Source organism: Bacillus sp. LR--39 (assembly GCF_053613335.1).
Genome location: NZ_JBSIOT010000001.1, coordinates 596890 through 612509, shown reverse-complemented (window position 1 = coordinate 612509; position 15620 = coordinate 596890). Strand labels below are relative to the sequence as shown.

At 50.9% G+C, this 15620-nt stretch carries 1 protein-coding gene; it reads right to left on the bottom strand.

The genetic code is table 11. The features are described from left to right. Entirely contained in the window at positions 1-15615 is a 15615-nt protein-coding gene (locus ACWHAR_RS03190) for an SDR family NAD(P)-dependent oxidoreductase (RefSeq protein ID WP_057766246.1), read from the bottom strand. Positions 15616-15620 lie beyond the last annotated feature (5 nt).

Sequence of the window (15620 nt, the reverse complement as noted above, 5' to 3'; positions counted from 1 at the left end):
TCACACCTCGCTTATTTCAAACATTGCTTCTGTGCCCGCCTCATTTTCTTCTGCTTCGGGCAACTGTGCTTTTTCAGGCCAATACCGCTGTTTTCGGTATACTGTCTGGCCGGCTTTCGGTTCCATGGTCGCTTTTCGCTCTTTCGGAATTCCTTCGTTGCTGACAATGATATGGGCGTTATTCCCGCCCAAACCGAACGCGCTGACCCCGGCCCTGAGTATCTCTTTTTTTCCGTCCCACCGCTTCAGCTCAAGCACAGGATAAAGCGGTGAATCATTAAATTGAAAGCGGGGGTTCGGTTTATGGCAATGCAAAGTCGGCGGCAGTTCTTCATTGGCAATCGCCAGCAAAACTTTGATGATTCCCGCCGCGCCCGCCGCACTCAGCAAGTGGCCGATATTGCTTTTGACGCTTCCTACACCGCAAAATTGTTTTTCATCGGAATAAGCAGACAAGACATTGGTTAATCCCTTTAATTCAATCGGGTCGCCGATCAATGTACCGGTTCCGTGCGTCTCTACGTATGTCATGGTGTCCGGCTCGATTTCCGCTGATTGAACCGCCTGCTCAATCAAGTCCTGCTGCGCCCGGGGATTCGGCGTCGTCACGCCCATTGTGCTGCCGTCATTATTAATCGCAGAGCCGTCAATAACGCCGTATATTTTATCTTCGTCTTCTATCGCTTTTTCGAGCGGCTTCAGCATCAGCACACCGCAGCCCTCTCCTATTCCTGTTCCGTCCGCATCGGCATCGAAAGATTTTGAACGGCCGTTTGGCGATAAGATTCTCGCCGCGCTCATTGTGAGAAAAGGTTTTTCATCAAGCAAAATGTCAACCCCGCCCGCAAAGGCCGCTTCCGCTTCTCCATTTTGAATAGCCTGCACGGCCAAATGAATTGCCGTTAGCGAACTGGAGCAGGCCGTATCTACGACCAGGTTGGGCCCTGTAAAGTTATAAATGTGCGCCATATGTGCGGTAATAAAATTTTGCCCCGCGCCAATAATCGCGTCTTTTTGCAGATATTGAAATTTCTGATGAAACGCACCTGCCCTTGCACCGGCAAAAACGCCGATACGGCGGCCCCAGAGATCCTCTTTTTGATAACCGGCATCGGCCAAAGCTTCCGCGCTCACTTCGAGCCACTGCCTTTGCAGCGGGTCTATCATCGGTGCCAGCGTTTCTGAAATATTAAAATACTCCGGGTCAAATTGATCAATATCGTGAATAAAACCGCCCCATTTACTGATGCTTTTTCCTTCTTGATATTCACCCGGCTGATAGTGTTCCCCGGTGTCCCATCTGTCCGGCGGAACTTCAGTGACGGCATCCGTTCCGCTGCGGAGATTCTTCCAAAATTCTTTTATATCCCCCGCTTTCGGAAAATGACAGGCCATGCCGATGATCGCAACCTTTCCCCGTTTCTCAGGCTTATCTGCCGTTTTTTTGCTCCGTTTCGGCGTCTTCTGCAAAGGAACCTTCTCCGCGGAAACTGCTGCATCTGCCGAAAAAGCTTCCGGACAATGTGCGGCTAAATAATCCGCGAGCTGTTCTATGGTAGGGTGTTCCAGAAGGACAGTCGGATCAATTGAAACGGACGGCAGTTTTTGATCAATCTTTGTCAGTACTTGCGCCAGAAAGATTGAATCCATTCCGTATTCCTGAAAAGGCACATCGATATCCATATGCGTTTCATCGATACTCAGCTCTTTTGCCAAAAGCGACTTCAGCCAAGATTGAATATCAATCCGGTTATGTTCCCGTTTTTTTGTTTCAGGAGGTTTGGAAGCTGCTTTCATTCCTTTATGGGCGGCTGGCTTGGCGTTTTCCAGCGCTTTGATGTCCCAATCATGTTTCACTTGTGCCGGCAGCACGACAGCTCCGGGTCTTTCTCTTAAAATGTAATCAAGCATCTTGAGACCTTCCGCGTCAGAGTGCCGCAGCAATCCCGTTTGCTCATAAATCCCGCTTTTTATATCCTTGCTCATGCCCGTCTCATCCCATGCCGGCCATTGTATGCTGATGATGTCGCTCTCATTGTTTTCTGCAAAATAGTCCATGTAAGAATTAGCCATCGCATAATCACTCTGTCCCGCCGCAAGAATCGGGACGGCTGCCGAGACAGATGAAAACAGGACGAAAAATGCCGGCGCATCATCCTTTACACTCTCATACAGACTGTGAAGGCCGTCTGCTTTCGGGGCGAGCACCCGCGCAATACTGTCTTTGGATTTGCGGAGAAAAGCAGGGTTTTCACGGTCCGCAATTCCCGCGCAATGCAGAATGCCTCCGACAGGTCCGAGCGTTGAGGTTACCTCTTTTATAAGCCGTCCGACTGCCTGCTTATCCGTCAGATCAACTGCTGAGACGCACACTTCTACGCCTTGTGATTCCAGCTGCCGGATAAGCTGTATTTTTTCCGAAACGACAGGGTCTGTCTGCTCAATATCCCACTCGGTTTTCGGCGGCAGCTCCTTTCTGCCTGTCAAAAGCAGCTTCTTCACACCGTATGCGGAAACGAAATGCTTGGCGCATAAAGCGCCGAGTCCGCGCGTTCCTCCGGTTATCATCAGGACGGCGTCTTTTGGAAACGCAGTCCGGTCTGTTTGCACGGCTTCTGGTTCAATCTGATCAGTCTGCCGAAGAACATAGCTGAAGCGCATGCCGTCCCTGCAGCAAACAGCAGATTCCGTTAAGTCTGATTCAATTTCTTGTTTAATAAAAGCGGCTGTCTGCTCCAGCGGCTCTTCAGGATCAATATCGGCGTGACAGGTGAGAATATGGCTGTATTCATGCCGCAGCATGCGATAAAGCCCCGCTTTTTCAATACCATGCATAGCGGCCGCCTTATTTTTGAAGGATTCAAGCCCTTTTGTAAGATAAAGCATTTTTATGTTTTCTTGTCCGCGGCCGTATTCAATCAGCTGCTGCAGCGATGCCACCCAGCTGATGTCCTGCCGCTTTTGTCGGGAGCCGCAGCCGGTGAAGTCAATAAACCCCGAATAGATGGCCGCATTCGGATCCTGTAAGAAAGAGATGAGCTGATTTTCCTGCACAATGTCAGCATCATTCAGCTGTTTTTTCACCTCGGCGGCAAGGTCTTTTGTATCCTCGGAGACGATGAGCGCTATTTTGCTGTTGAACGGCTCGGATGAAGACACTGCCTCGCACGGTTCCCATGTTTTTTGCAATACTACTGTTTTTTGATTCGAAAGCGGCAGCTGCTCCCGTTTCGGCACCCAATAGCGGTCGGCTCTGAACGGATAGGAGGGCAGGCTGATGCGGCGCGGCTTACTGTCCGTATACAGCTGCTCCCAATCTGTGTCAAATCCGTTTGCCCAGAGCCGCAGCACTTTCCTGTATTTCTTTTTCTCAAGCCAGGCGCTGACGAGGTCAGCAGCGTCTTCATCGTCTGAGAACATGGAGATCGTGTTATTCTCGCGTTTTTTACGGCCGCTGATGATATCTTCGCTGTTTTTTCCCAATAGAAACGCGTTCAGTTTTTCAGTCAGTTCCTCTGCGGAGCCTGCAATGATTCCCAGCCTCGCTTCCATCGCATCCCGTCCGGTCTGCAGTGTGTATGCGGCATCTGCAAGATCGATATGGCGGGATGATCCGTTTTGGATAAAATCGCGAAGGAGACGCGCTCTTTCTTTCAGCCGCTCTTCATTTTTAGCCGACAAAACAAAAAGAGATGACGCTTTCTCACGGGTTTCCTGCTGTTCCGTCTCACTTCTGCCCATGTATTCTTCAATAACGATATGCGCATTGACGCCTCCGAAACCGAATGAGCTTACACCCGCCCGGCGGGGCAGGACCCGGCCGTTTTCATCACGCAGCGCTTCCCACTCCTTTGTTTCTGTCACAATGTAAAACGGGCTGTCCTTCAATTTGATATGGGGATTGATGTTCTCGCAATGCAGACTTTTGGCGAGCGTCCGATGTTTCAGCTGCATCAATACTTTGATAACGCCCGCAATACCTGCCGCGAGCTCCAAATGTCCGATATTTGTCTTCACTGAGCCTATCCCGCAATATCCGCCCGGAGCCCCGTCTGTTTGGAAAGCTTTTTTCAATGCATTGATCTCAATCGGATCTCCGAGTGCCGTTCCTGTTCCGTGCGCTTCTATATAAGTGATCGTTGACGGGTGAATACCGGCTTTTTGATAAGCGCTTTTCAGCACATCCGTCTGAGCCTGCGGATTCGGCGCGGTAAGCGACGCTGAGCGTCCGCCGTGATTTTCCGCTGTACCGCGGATGAGGCCGTAGATGTGATCCCTGTCATGCTCTGCCTCTGAAAGCTTTTTCAAGACAATCATGCCGGCACCTTCTCCTCTGACATAACCGTCAGCCTGATCGGAAAATGTTTTGCAGCGCCCGTCTTCACTGAGCATGCCTGCTTTTTGAAAACCGATATGCCCTTCAGGCGTGACGATCGTGTTGACGCCCCCTGCGACCGCCATATCACAATCTCCCGTTTCAATGGCTTTTACCGCGCGGTGAATGGCGACTAAAGAGCTTGAACAAGCGGTTTCTACCGGCTCGCTCGGCCCGTGAATATCAAGAAAATAACTCATCCGGTTCGGCCCGACGGACGGCACGATTCCGGTCATCGTATACCCCTCGACAGGAAGACCCGCCTTATTGATTAAGGTTTGATATCCGCTTCCCAATGTGCCGGTGAAAATACCGGTTTTTGTTCCGGCAATCCGTTTTGCTGAGTACCCCGCGTCTTCAATGGCTTTCCACACATACATCATTAATAGACGCTGCTGAGGATCCATCATTTCAGCTTCTTTCGGAGATATCCCGAAAAACAGCGGGTCAAACCCGGCGATTCCATCTATAAAACCGCCCCATTTAATTGACGTTTTATTTGCATCCGCTGCCGGATCGCCGTAATATTCGCGCCAATCCCAGCGATCTCGGGGAATTTCTGTGATGCAATGCTCCCCTTTTTGTAAACGTGTCCAGAATTCATCTATGTCTTTCGCCTGCGGAAAAATACCGCTGATTCCGATAATGGCTATCGGTTCGGTTTTTTCTTCTGATTTTCCTTTTACGGATACGGGCGTTTCCCGCTTGACATGAACGGCCGCCGGAGCTTCAGCTTTTCTTATTCCGGCTTTTGGAGCGGTTTTTAAACTCTCTCTTTCTAAGCCGCTGAACGCTTCTTTCCATTCAGATATCAAATGACCGCTCAGTTTGCGCAATGTCGGAAATTCAAAGAAGATAGTCGGGCTGAGCTCAAGCTGATAAGTCCGATTTAATAGATTTGTAAATTCAGTGAAGATGATCGAATCAAATCCGTATTCCGTCAGTTCGCTGTCAGCCTCAATATCTTTCATGCTTACCTTTAAAAGATCTGATACATGCCGCTTTAGTTTCTCTTGAACCTGATCTTTCAGATCTCTTGCATCTGCCACTGCCGGAGCTTGTCCGGCGGCGCTTTGTTCTTCCCCCAGATCGAAAATATGGCTGCGGATCCGTTTTTCGTCGCCCTCTGCCACCATGACCTGGTGTTCTCCGGAGGCAAAAGCCGCGTAAAGCGCCTGGATGCCTGAGGCTGATCGCATAGCTTTCATTCCGGTCTGTTCGTACATCAGCCGTTCGGTCTCTTTGTCCACGCGCATACCTCCTTCTTCCCAAAGCGGCCAGTTGACAGACAGGGTCTGCCCGCTCCGCTCGTTGTCCCGCACGAGACGGTTCCGGCGGGCTGCATAAACATCCATAAATGCGTTGGCTGCCGCATAACCGGCCTGCCCCGGATTTCCCATGCCTCCCGCCAAGGAAGAAAACAGAATAAAAAAGTCCAGCCGCACATCTTTCGCTGCTTCATCAAGATTGATAAGCCCTTTCACTTTCGGCGCCATGACGGTCTTCCGTTCGTTTTCTGTCTGGTTCAGAATGTAGTTGTCAGCAATTACGCCTGCGCCGTGAATGATCCCGTCGAGTGTTCCGTGCTCCTCCTGTATGCCGCGGACGAGGGCGATGACCGCCGCTCTGTCTGTCACGTCAACCGGTTGATACAATACGCGGGCGCCCGACGCTTCCAAGCGCCGTAAGCGGGCGGAGCGCTCTTCATCAAGCGCTTCTGCCCTTCCCGTTAATACGAGGACAGCGTTTTTGACGCGGGAGGCTATTTCTTCAGCGAAAATCAGTCCGATGCCGCCCGCTCCCCCGGTGAGGAGGTAGACCCCTTCGTCTTTCCACGGAACGGCGCCGCTTTGAGAGGCCGGCAGATGACGCCAGTCTCTGACGAGACGTTTGCCGTCTTCATAACGGATTTCCGCTTGTTCAGGATGCGCCCGGTTTTCTTTCAGCTTGGCAAGAAGCGCTGATGCTGACTCGTCCGGATCGGCTTGGATGACTTGGCCGTACAGCTTCGGATGTTCAAGGTGAGCCGTTTTCAGGAAAGCGGCCAGCCCCGCCAATACATTGTCTTCCCCCCTGTCGGGGACAAGAAGCTGGATCAGCGTTTTTTTCTTCTGTTTTTCTTTGATAAGACGCTTGACGATCGCTGACAGCTCCGCCGCGCAGGCGTCATAACGGTCTTCAATCGGACCTTCGCCGTCAGCCGCACATACGGCGCCGCTTATGTCCTCAGCGTTCATTCCGCCATACAGCGTCACGTATCTGAAAGACTCTTCTTGTCCGCCGCCTTCACCCGGCGGTGATTCCTGCCACTTTGGCTGAAGCAAGAGCGGTTTTTCCTCCGTTTCCTCTTCCAGAAAACGGGCGGTGAGCCCCGTCAATCGGACACATACCGCACCGTTTTCGTCACACAGCTCAATATGATAGGCGCCGTCCTTTGAGGAAAGCACCGCCCACATCGTCTCCCGGCACGCAGAAAACACCTGCATATCCTGCAGGGCAAACGGCAGAAACGGCCGTCCGGACGCGGAACCGTCTGAGAGCACGAGACCGATAGAAGCCTGAAGGGCGGCGTCCAGCATGCTCGGATGCAGGGTGAACGGCTCCTTTTCCTCGCGGGCGGACGGCGGAAGAGTGAGCTTCGCGAGCACTTCTCCGCTTCCGGCATAGACGGCGTCAAGCGCCTGATGCGACGGTCCGTAGGTGATGCCGAGGCTGTCGAACGCTTCATAGCACTCAGCCTTTGACAAGTGACTGCCGCCGCAGCGCGCCTGAACCGCTTCCACATCGAGTACAGGAGCACGCTCCGTCTCTTCGAGCACGGCCTTTCCCTGGAAAAAGACAAGCGGCTCTTCCCCTTCGGCATACGCCTCAAAAGCGATGTCTCCGTTTTCTTCCGGCTGAAGTCTTACATGAAGCGTCACTCCCTCAGAAAGCGCCGTCACCGGCCGGAGCCAAACGATCTGTTTGAGCCGGACACCCGCTTTCCCGCCCGGCAAGTCTTCAGCGGCAAGTGTAACGGCGGCCCGGGCCATTTCTAAAGCAGCCGCGCCCGGAAGCACCGGTTTTCCATTGACGATATGATCGGCAAAAAACGGTTCATGCCCAGAAAAAACAGAAGTAAAGCGCTGGGCGGTAAAGGTCGATGTATTCGTATGGAGCAACGGGTGAAGCTTTTCACGTTCAGCTGAATTCCGGCTTTCAAGCTCTCTCTGAAGACGATCGGACGCCCAATACGTCTGCCTGGCAAACGGGTAGCCCGGCAGATTGCCGATTCGCGGCAAAGGTCCGCCATAAAGCAAGTCCCCTTCGATTTCATAACCTTGACAATAAAAATCTGCCAGCACGCATAACAGCTCCTGATATTTTCTATGGTCAGAATATGAGGCGCTGCACTTGCCGAGCACTTCTATTATGTGCTCCTGAATATGCTGACGGCCTGCAAAGTGCTGCGGTACTTTTCCCGAAAACACATAAGGATGATGTTCATTAAGCTTTGCCTGCTTCCATACATACACTGCGTCATCAGCATCTTGCACTACGATGGCGGCGCGATGGTTAAAGTGATGCCGTCCTTTTAACAACGTATAGCTGAGCTGGGCCAGATCATTTTCTTTCAGTCCGCCATTTTCCGCCCAAGTGATCATATCTTCGATTTTTTCGTGAAGAGCCTCCTCTGTTTTTGCAGACAAAGTAAGTAAATATGCAGGGGCATCACGATGAGGTGAAGCGCTGCGCTTATAGCTTTCCATAACGACATGGGCGTTTGTTCCGCTCATCCCGAATGCGCTGACTGCCCCCATTCGGTTTTTACCCGGCAGAGAAGGCCACGGTTTACCCGTTTTATTCACATAAAAAGGACTCTTCTCCCAGTTGATATAGCGGTTTTCCCCGCTGCAATGCAGACTGGCGGGAATCATTTCACGGGAGAACGCCTGTAAAAGACTGATCAAACTGACAATGCCTGATGCGGCAAACGTGTGGCCGATATTGGTTTTAATTGATGTGAGCGCGCAAAATGCTTCTTCGTTTGTATAGGCAGAAAATGCGTCATAAAGCGCGTTAATTTCCACCGGATCACCGAGTTTTGTACCTGTGCCGTGTGTGACGATATATTCGATATCTTCAGGATTGATACGGCCCCGGTCATAAACGGAAGTAAGCAGCCGGGTCTGCGCGACGCCGCTCGGAGCGGTAATTCCGTTTGTTTTCCCATCATAATTGATGCCGCTCGCCCGAATCACCCCGTAAATCGGATCACCATCCGCTTCCGCCTCTCTCAGCGGCTTCAGAACAACCGCCGCGGCCGCTTCCCCCGGAACCATGCCGTCAGCCCTTTTATCAAACGCGAAGCATTTCCCGTTTTCCGACAGCATTCCGGCTTTATCTATCGTTTCAAAAAAGTCCGGGGTATTCATGATATTCACCCCGGCCGCAACAGCTGTGGTGCACTCTTTATTCTGCAGGCTTAATACCGCCTGATGGACAGAAACGAGTCCCGAAGAACATGCTGTATTTATCGCCATCACAGGACCTGATAAATTCAAGTGATAAGCCAGCCGCGCCGCCAAAATACCGTTATGATGAGACGTGACATTGCCTTTGTCCCGTGTTAAAAGGTGATAATCTCCTTCTTCCGCCCCTACAAACATACCGATCGTCTGCTGCCTGATGTGACTGGCGCCGTAGCCGGCGTCCTCAAGGGCCCTCCACGCTTCCTGAAGAAGCAGCCGCTGTTTCGGATCCATCGTTTCAGCTTCCCTCGGCGATATTTCAAAAAATAAAGGGTCGAATTCGTCCGCCCCCGGTACAGCGCCGAGTTTCCATTTTGAACTCGTGAAGCCTTTTTTTGCGACCGGTGCGACAACGTCCTTTTCCTGAAACAGAATGTCCCACAGCTCGTCCGCTGTGCGCGCCTGAGGAAATCGGCCGCTCATGCCGATAATGGCAATGGAATCAGCTGCCTGACTGCCCTCGGTTCCGGCGTTCAGCTTATTTCTTCCCCTCTGCTTCTTTCGCTTTTCCGTTCCTGCCTTTTCAAAGACAGATTGCTCTGCGGATTCAGGTTTCTTTTCTTCATAGACATGCTCCATGACGGACTTGTGTTCCGTCAGAAAATAGCGGACGACCTTCTCCAGTGTGGAATGTCCGAAAAACAGGGCCGGTGTCACTTCAATTCCGTAATGAGCGGACAAAGAAGAGGCGAATTCCGCCAAACTGATAGAATCAAACCCGAAATCAGCCAGATTGTCAGCGTCCGTCAGTCTGTTCTTGTCTATTTTCAAAAGCCTCGCCGCCAATTCTTTCACATCCCAGCTTACGCATTCTTCCAGTGTAAAGCCTTTCATTTCACTCCGCCTTCCTGAAAACGGGACGTTCCTGTTTACAGAACCCGAAATCGGCCGTTCGCCTTGATCTATCTGCAGGAAGCGTTTGGCCCTCGACGGAAAACCGGCCAGGACGAGATACTGGCTGGACGGCTGGACTAACAATGTTTCAAAAGCGTCGAGTCCTTCCTCTGTGTATAAATAACGCTGTCCGCTTGATTTTAAATACATATCGGTGCTTTCCGCCGTGCCGACATGCATCCCCCCTTCTTTCCAAAGCGGCCAATTGATTGCAAGTGACTTGCCGCTTCTGAGTCCGAGGCTCACAAGTTTTTCCCGATGACGGACAAAAGCCATTTGGAAGCGGTTCCCCATCGCGTAGTCACAAGAACCGAAGTCTCCTAAAATCGCTGAAGAAGAAGAGAAACAACAGAAGAAGTCAAGCGGCTCCCGTGACAGAACCTGATCTAACACCGCGGTGCCGTCCGCTTTTGGCGATAAGACTTGCTGAAAGGTTTGCAGATCTTTCTCCAGAATGCTTTCAGTGCCTTGAAGACCTGCAGCGTGAATGACACCGTGAATCGGCCCGCATCCTTTCTCTTTCGCTTCTTGCAAACCTTTCTCCATCTGAGCCTGATCTGCGGCATCCGCCTGCACGTAAAACACCTTGGCGCCTGATTCTTCCAATCTCTTTATCTTGTTCAGCACCGGGCCGCCTGCCGCTGATCTCCCCGTCAAAATGAGCGTAACCGGTCCTTTTTCAGCGAAATATCCGGCAAATAACAAGCCTAATCCCCCGCATCCGCCGGTAATCAAGTACGTTTTCCCGCTTTTTATCACACGCTTCTCAACAGAGGCAATATCCGTCTGCTTCATTTCCATGACGTGACGGATTTCCCCACTGTACATGACACTGCGGAACGACTCGCTGTGAAGTTCTTCACATACGTTATGGATCAGTTTTTCTAACGGTCCTTTTTGTCCAAAATAAACCGCGGCCGTATCCGTCTCCGGCAAGATCAGTTTCAGCGACCGTTCCAGCCCGATCCATGACTCGGCGTAACTGATATCGGTATCGGTCCCGCACTGAGCGGAAAGAAGGATTCGCCTCGGTTTAAAACGCAAAGAAGCAGCTGCGCGGATCACATAATACAGAATGGAATAGTCTTTCACGGCCTTTTCATCTTCAAGCGGCCATCCATACAAAATGGCATCCGCTTTGCCTGCAGCCGTTTCAATATGCCGAAACGTTTCTTGATATGCTTGTCCGTCAGTGATTTTAATTTGATAATGCGTGTTTGAAAGCTTTTGAGTTTCCTCACCCTGTGAAATAAAAAACACGCCGGCTCCCGGATAAAGGGATCGTAAAGACTGATAAGCATGCTTTCTGGCAGCTTCTCCCGTAAGAAAACAGATGACCGTTTTCAGCTCTTCATGAATGGATTTCTTCAAAGGCTGCCGAGTCCACATTTCTTCAAATATCATCATCTCGGATTGTTCCTCTTGCCCGTGATCCTGCTGAGACGGGTGTCTCATTCTTATCCCTTTGATTTCTGCGCAGACAGTGCCGGTTTCGTCACAAAATTGAATGTCACAGCCGGTTTGATTCTTTTTATTAATATACATCCACATGCCGGATGAGCACGGACGCATGACGCGCAGTTCTTCAACCGCTTCAGGCACGATATGGACTGACGGCTCCGTTTTTGCCAGGACATGAAAAGCTGCGTCAACAAATTCCGGCGGCAGATGATATCCCGGATTACGGCCGCTTTCATCTGTAAGAGCAAGCTTCGCCCAAACCGCATTTTCTCCCGCATAAAGCTTTTCAACGGTGCGGAACTCCTTACTGATCGTTACACCTGATGTGCCTGGTGTTTCATAATCGAATGACAGCGGGCGGCAGTCTTTTTGTAAGGAGGCAATATCCAGCACGCGGGATGGCTGTATGTTCCCTTGTCCGATGATTCCATAATGATGCAGCTTCTCTTCGTCACTGTATATTTCATAATAAATGCCTTCCTCGTCTTCAGACAGAAGGGAGAGATTGACGCCCGCACCGTGATGTCCGCCGGTAATCGGGTCAGTCCATGCCGCCGTTCGGATCCATATCTCTTTTTCTTCAGAGCTGTCTGCCGCATGATGATAAGCCGCAAGCGCCATTTCTAAATAAACGGCTGCCGACAGAACCCGCTCCCCTCTCACATTCTGGAAAACGTGTTCCCGGCCTGTAAAAGAAGTATGATAGCTTTGCTCCGCCAAGGTTGACGTATTTTCATGCAGGAAAGGATGCACATATTCAGTTGTTCCTGTTTTTGGTTCTTCCCGCTTCATCCAGTAGCTTTCTTTTGCAAATGGATAAGACGGCAGACTGATACGATGCGGCAGCACGCCTTTATATAAAGATAGCCAATCGACGGGCGTCCCGTGAACCCAGGCATTCAAAAGACTGTTAAATTGACGTTTTTCCGTCCAATCACTGACTGTGCCTTCCGTCTCCGTGACAGCACTATCACCCCGTCCTGTAAACACCCCGCTTACAGAACCAACATTATTCAGAAAAGCAGTCAGCTTCTGTTCCAATTCAGAAACAGAGTCCGCTGCCATCGCCAGCCGTTCTTCCATCGGGACCCTGCCGACTTGAAGGGTAAATGCCGCGTCAAGCAGGTTCGCATCTGTAATTGTTCCGTTTCCGGCGGTATCCGCCAGCAACAGAGCCCGCTCGCGCAAGCGGTCTTTATCTTTTGCCGATAAAACAAAAAGCGCCGGACGGCCGGTGTCTGCCGAACTCATTTCAGCCGGTTCATACTCTTCTATCAGCAGGTGGGCATTTGCACCGCCCGCTCCGAAAGAAGATGTACCCGCGATTCTCGGATATTCCCGTGTTACTCCTTCAGATTCTATGACCGGCCGTCTCCATTCCGCCGTTTTCTGCTGCACGATAAAAGGAGAAGTTTCAAAATCAATTTCCGGGTTCAGCTGCTTTGAATGCAGCGACGGCACCAGATATCCGTGTTTCATCTGAAGAAGAATTTTGGTGACCGCAGCAATGCCCGCCGCACTTTCCAGGTGTCCGATATTGGATTTAACAGAACCGATGGAACAAAATTGCTTTGCATCCGTATAGCGTCGGAAAGCCTTGGTTAACCCTGCGATTTCAATCGGATCTCCCAAGGAAGTGCCGGTGCCGTGGGCTTCCAGATAGCTGATTGCTCTCGGATCAATCCCTGCCCGCTCCATCGCCTCTGCGATCACTTCCCCTTGTGCATTCGGATTCGGAACGGTGAACCCGTTCGTTTTGCCGCCGGCGTTCAGAGCGCTCCCTTTAATGACACCGTATATATGATCATGATCTTCAACAGCCTTATTCAACGGCTTTAACACGATACAGCCGACGCCCTCTCCGTCAACAAACCCGTCAGCCTTATCACCGAACGCTTTGCACGCGTTTGACGGTGACAGCATTCTCATAGAAGAAAGCCCGATATAATGAACCGGATCTGTAATCAGGTTTACGCCGCCGGCAATCGCGCATTCAGATGCACCTGTTCTGATGCTTTCTGCGGCGAGATGAATGGCGGTTAAGGATGAGGAGCATGCGGTATCGACCGCGATGCTCGGACCGTGAAAATCAAACACATAGGATACGCGGTTCGGGATAAAGTGGTAGTGGGCCCCTGTCGGATAGTTGCCGTTCATGACACCCGCAAAGACACCAACCTTTTTACCGGCGCATAGTGAATCAGGGGTATATCCGGCATCCTCAAGGGCCGCATAAGCGGTTTCCAGAAACAGTCTCTCCTGCGGGTCCATGCGCTCCGCTTCTTTCGGGGAGATTTTAAAAAACAGCGGATCAAATTTATCAATATCTGATAAAAAGCCGCCCCACTTCGTATACATCCGGCCTTCCTTACCTTTTGTCTCATCATAGTAGTCCCGCCAATCCCAGCGGTCTTTCGGAATTTCGGTGATTCCGTGTTCACCGGTCTTTAACCGTTCCCAGAACTCATTAACATTTTCAGCTCCGGGATACCGTCCGGCAAGACCGACAATTGCCACTTCAAGGTGTTTTGACGGCGGTTCGGAAGCGGGCGGTGCTTTTTCAGACAAAGATGCCGCTTGGCGCTTCGTCAATCCGGCGCTTTTTTTGCGGCTTTGCTTTTTCTGTAATGTGTGCGGCGCCTTTTCGGCTTCTTTATTTGTCTTGAAAATCCCGGCCATATCATCCTGTCTTGAGCTGACGAGATATTCCGCTAATCCGCCGATTGTCGGATACTCGAAGAACAAAGTGCTGCTGAGATCAGGTATGTCTTCCCGCACGCGGTTGGTCAGCTGTACGATTAAGATGGAATCGATTCCGTATTCTTCAAGGGGCGTATGGGCTTGAACGTCCTCAATCGGCATCTTTAAGATGGCGCTGACGATCTGTTTCAGGTAGTCTGTGCTTTTTTCAAGCAAAGAGCCGGATGATGCCGCTTCAGTATGACGGACTTCTTCAGAAAATCGCGCATGCAGTTCGCGCTCCTTCGTTTCAGCCAAGTATGCGGCAAGCTCTTCTATCGTCCGGTATTCAAAAAACAGCGTGCTGCTGATATCAGGGACAAGATCCCGCAGCTCATTCGTCAGCTGAACGATCAGAATAGAGTCAATGCCGTATTCATCCAGAGGAGCCAGCGGATTTATCTCTTCTGCCGGCATTTTTAATACTTTTGCCGCAGCCCTTATCAGAAAAGCCGCTGTCTTTTCCGAAAGCCCCTCTCCCGCTTGTTTGATGGGGAGCTGACGATCAGAGGATGTTTGCGGTACGTTTGATTGGCGCTTTTGCGCGGTGTAAGCTTTCCTGCTCTGCCTGATGACTCCGTTGCTTTTCGCCGTGATAATCTGCTGGGTGTGCAGACGTTCGTTTTCAGCCGGAAATTGAATGGAATGAAAGCCTTCAGCCATTAAAACGGATTTCCATGTTTCCGGATAAAGACCGGGGCACCCCGGAATCCGCAGCGCCTCGTCTTCGTACAGCCACCAGCCCTCTAATAAGCCGAATGTAACATGTGTAAACGGCGTATGCCCGCCCAGTTCATTAACGAGCAGCAAACCGTCCTTTTTCAATACGGCTTTTGCCGTCCGTAAGGTTTTCCGGATGTTTTTGGTGGCATGCAGCACGTTTGCGGCAATAGCGATATCGTAGGTTCTCAGATGTAATCCCTGGCCCGCCGCAGGCTGCTCCACATTAAACAGCTGATACGTCAAATACGGATTGTCCGCGCCGTATTCCTTTTCGGCATGCATTAAAAAAGCTTTTGACAAGTCGGTATAACAGTATTCCTGAATATGGTTTTGATAGGGGCGGAGCTTTTTAAACAGTGTGCTGCTCGTTCCGCCGGTGCCCGCTCCGATCTCCAGCAGACGGATGTTTGCCTCAGGATTGTTTTTAATTACATTTTCCACATAAATACACGCTTCATTTGCCAGCACATCGTTGTAATAATCAGCGAGAATGTTATGCTTATAGATTCCTTCAACAAGCTCCATTGAGGAATCGGGAAACATCACGTCAGTGGCTTTTATTTTGCCTGTTAAAATGTCAGGCAAAGCTTGAATGACGGTATCCGCCAGCAGAGCCTGCGCTTTCATATCCGGATCTTTCAGCCATTCGTTTTTCTTCTTATGCCACTCTTCCCAAACCGCGGCCGTTTCATCGCTTTTAAAATCGCTGTCTAAAAGACGGATGCTTTCTTCCAGCCAGCGCTCATATAAAGGCAGACAGGAAGCCGCCGGCGCTTCGCCGGTCAGACCCATTGAACGCAGCGTCACCCGCAGCACTTGCAGCAAAAGCCGATTCAATTCTTTCATTTGATTGCTTATTTCTGTTCTTAAGGATAACTGTGTACGGTCTTTTTGTTTGTCTCCCTTACCCAAAACCT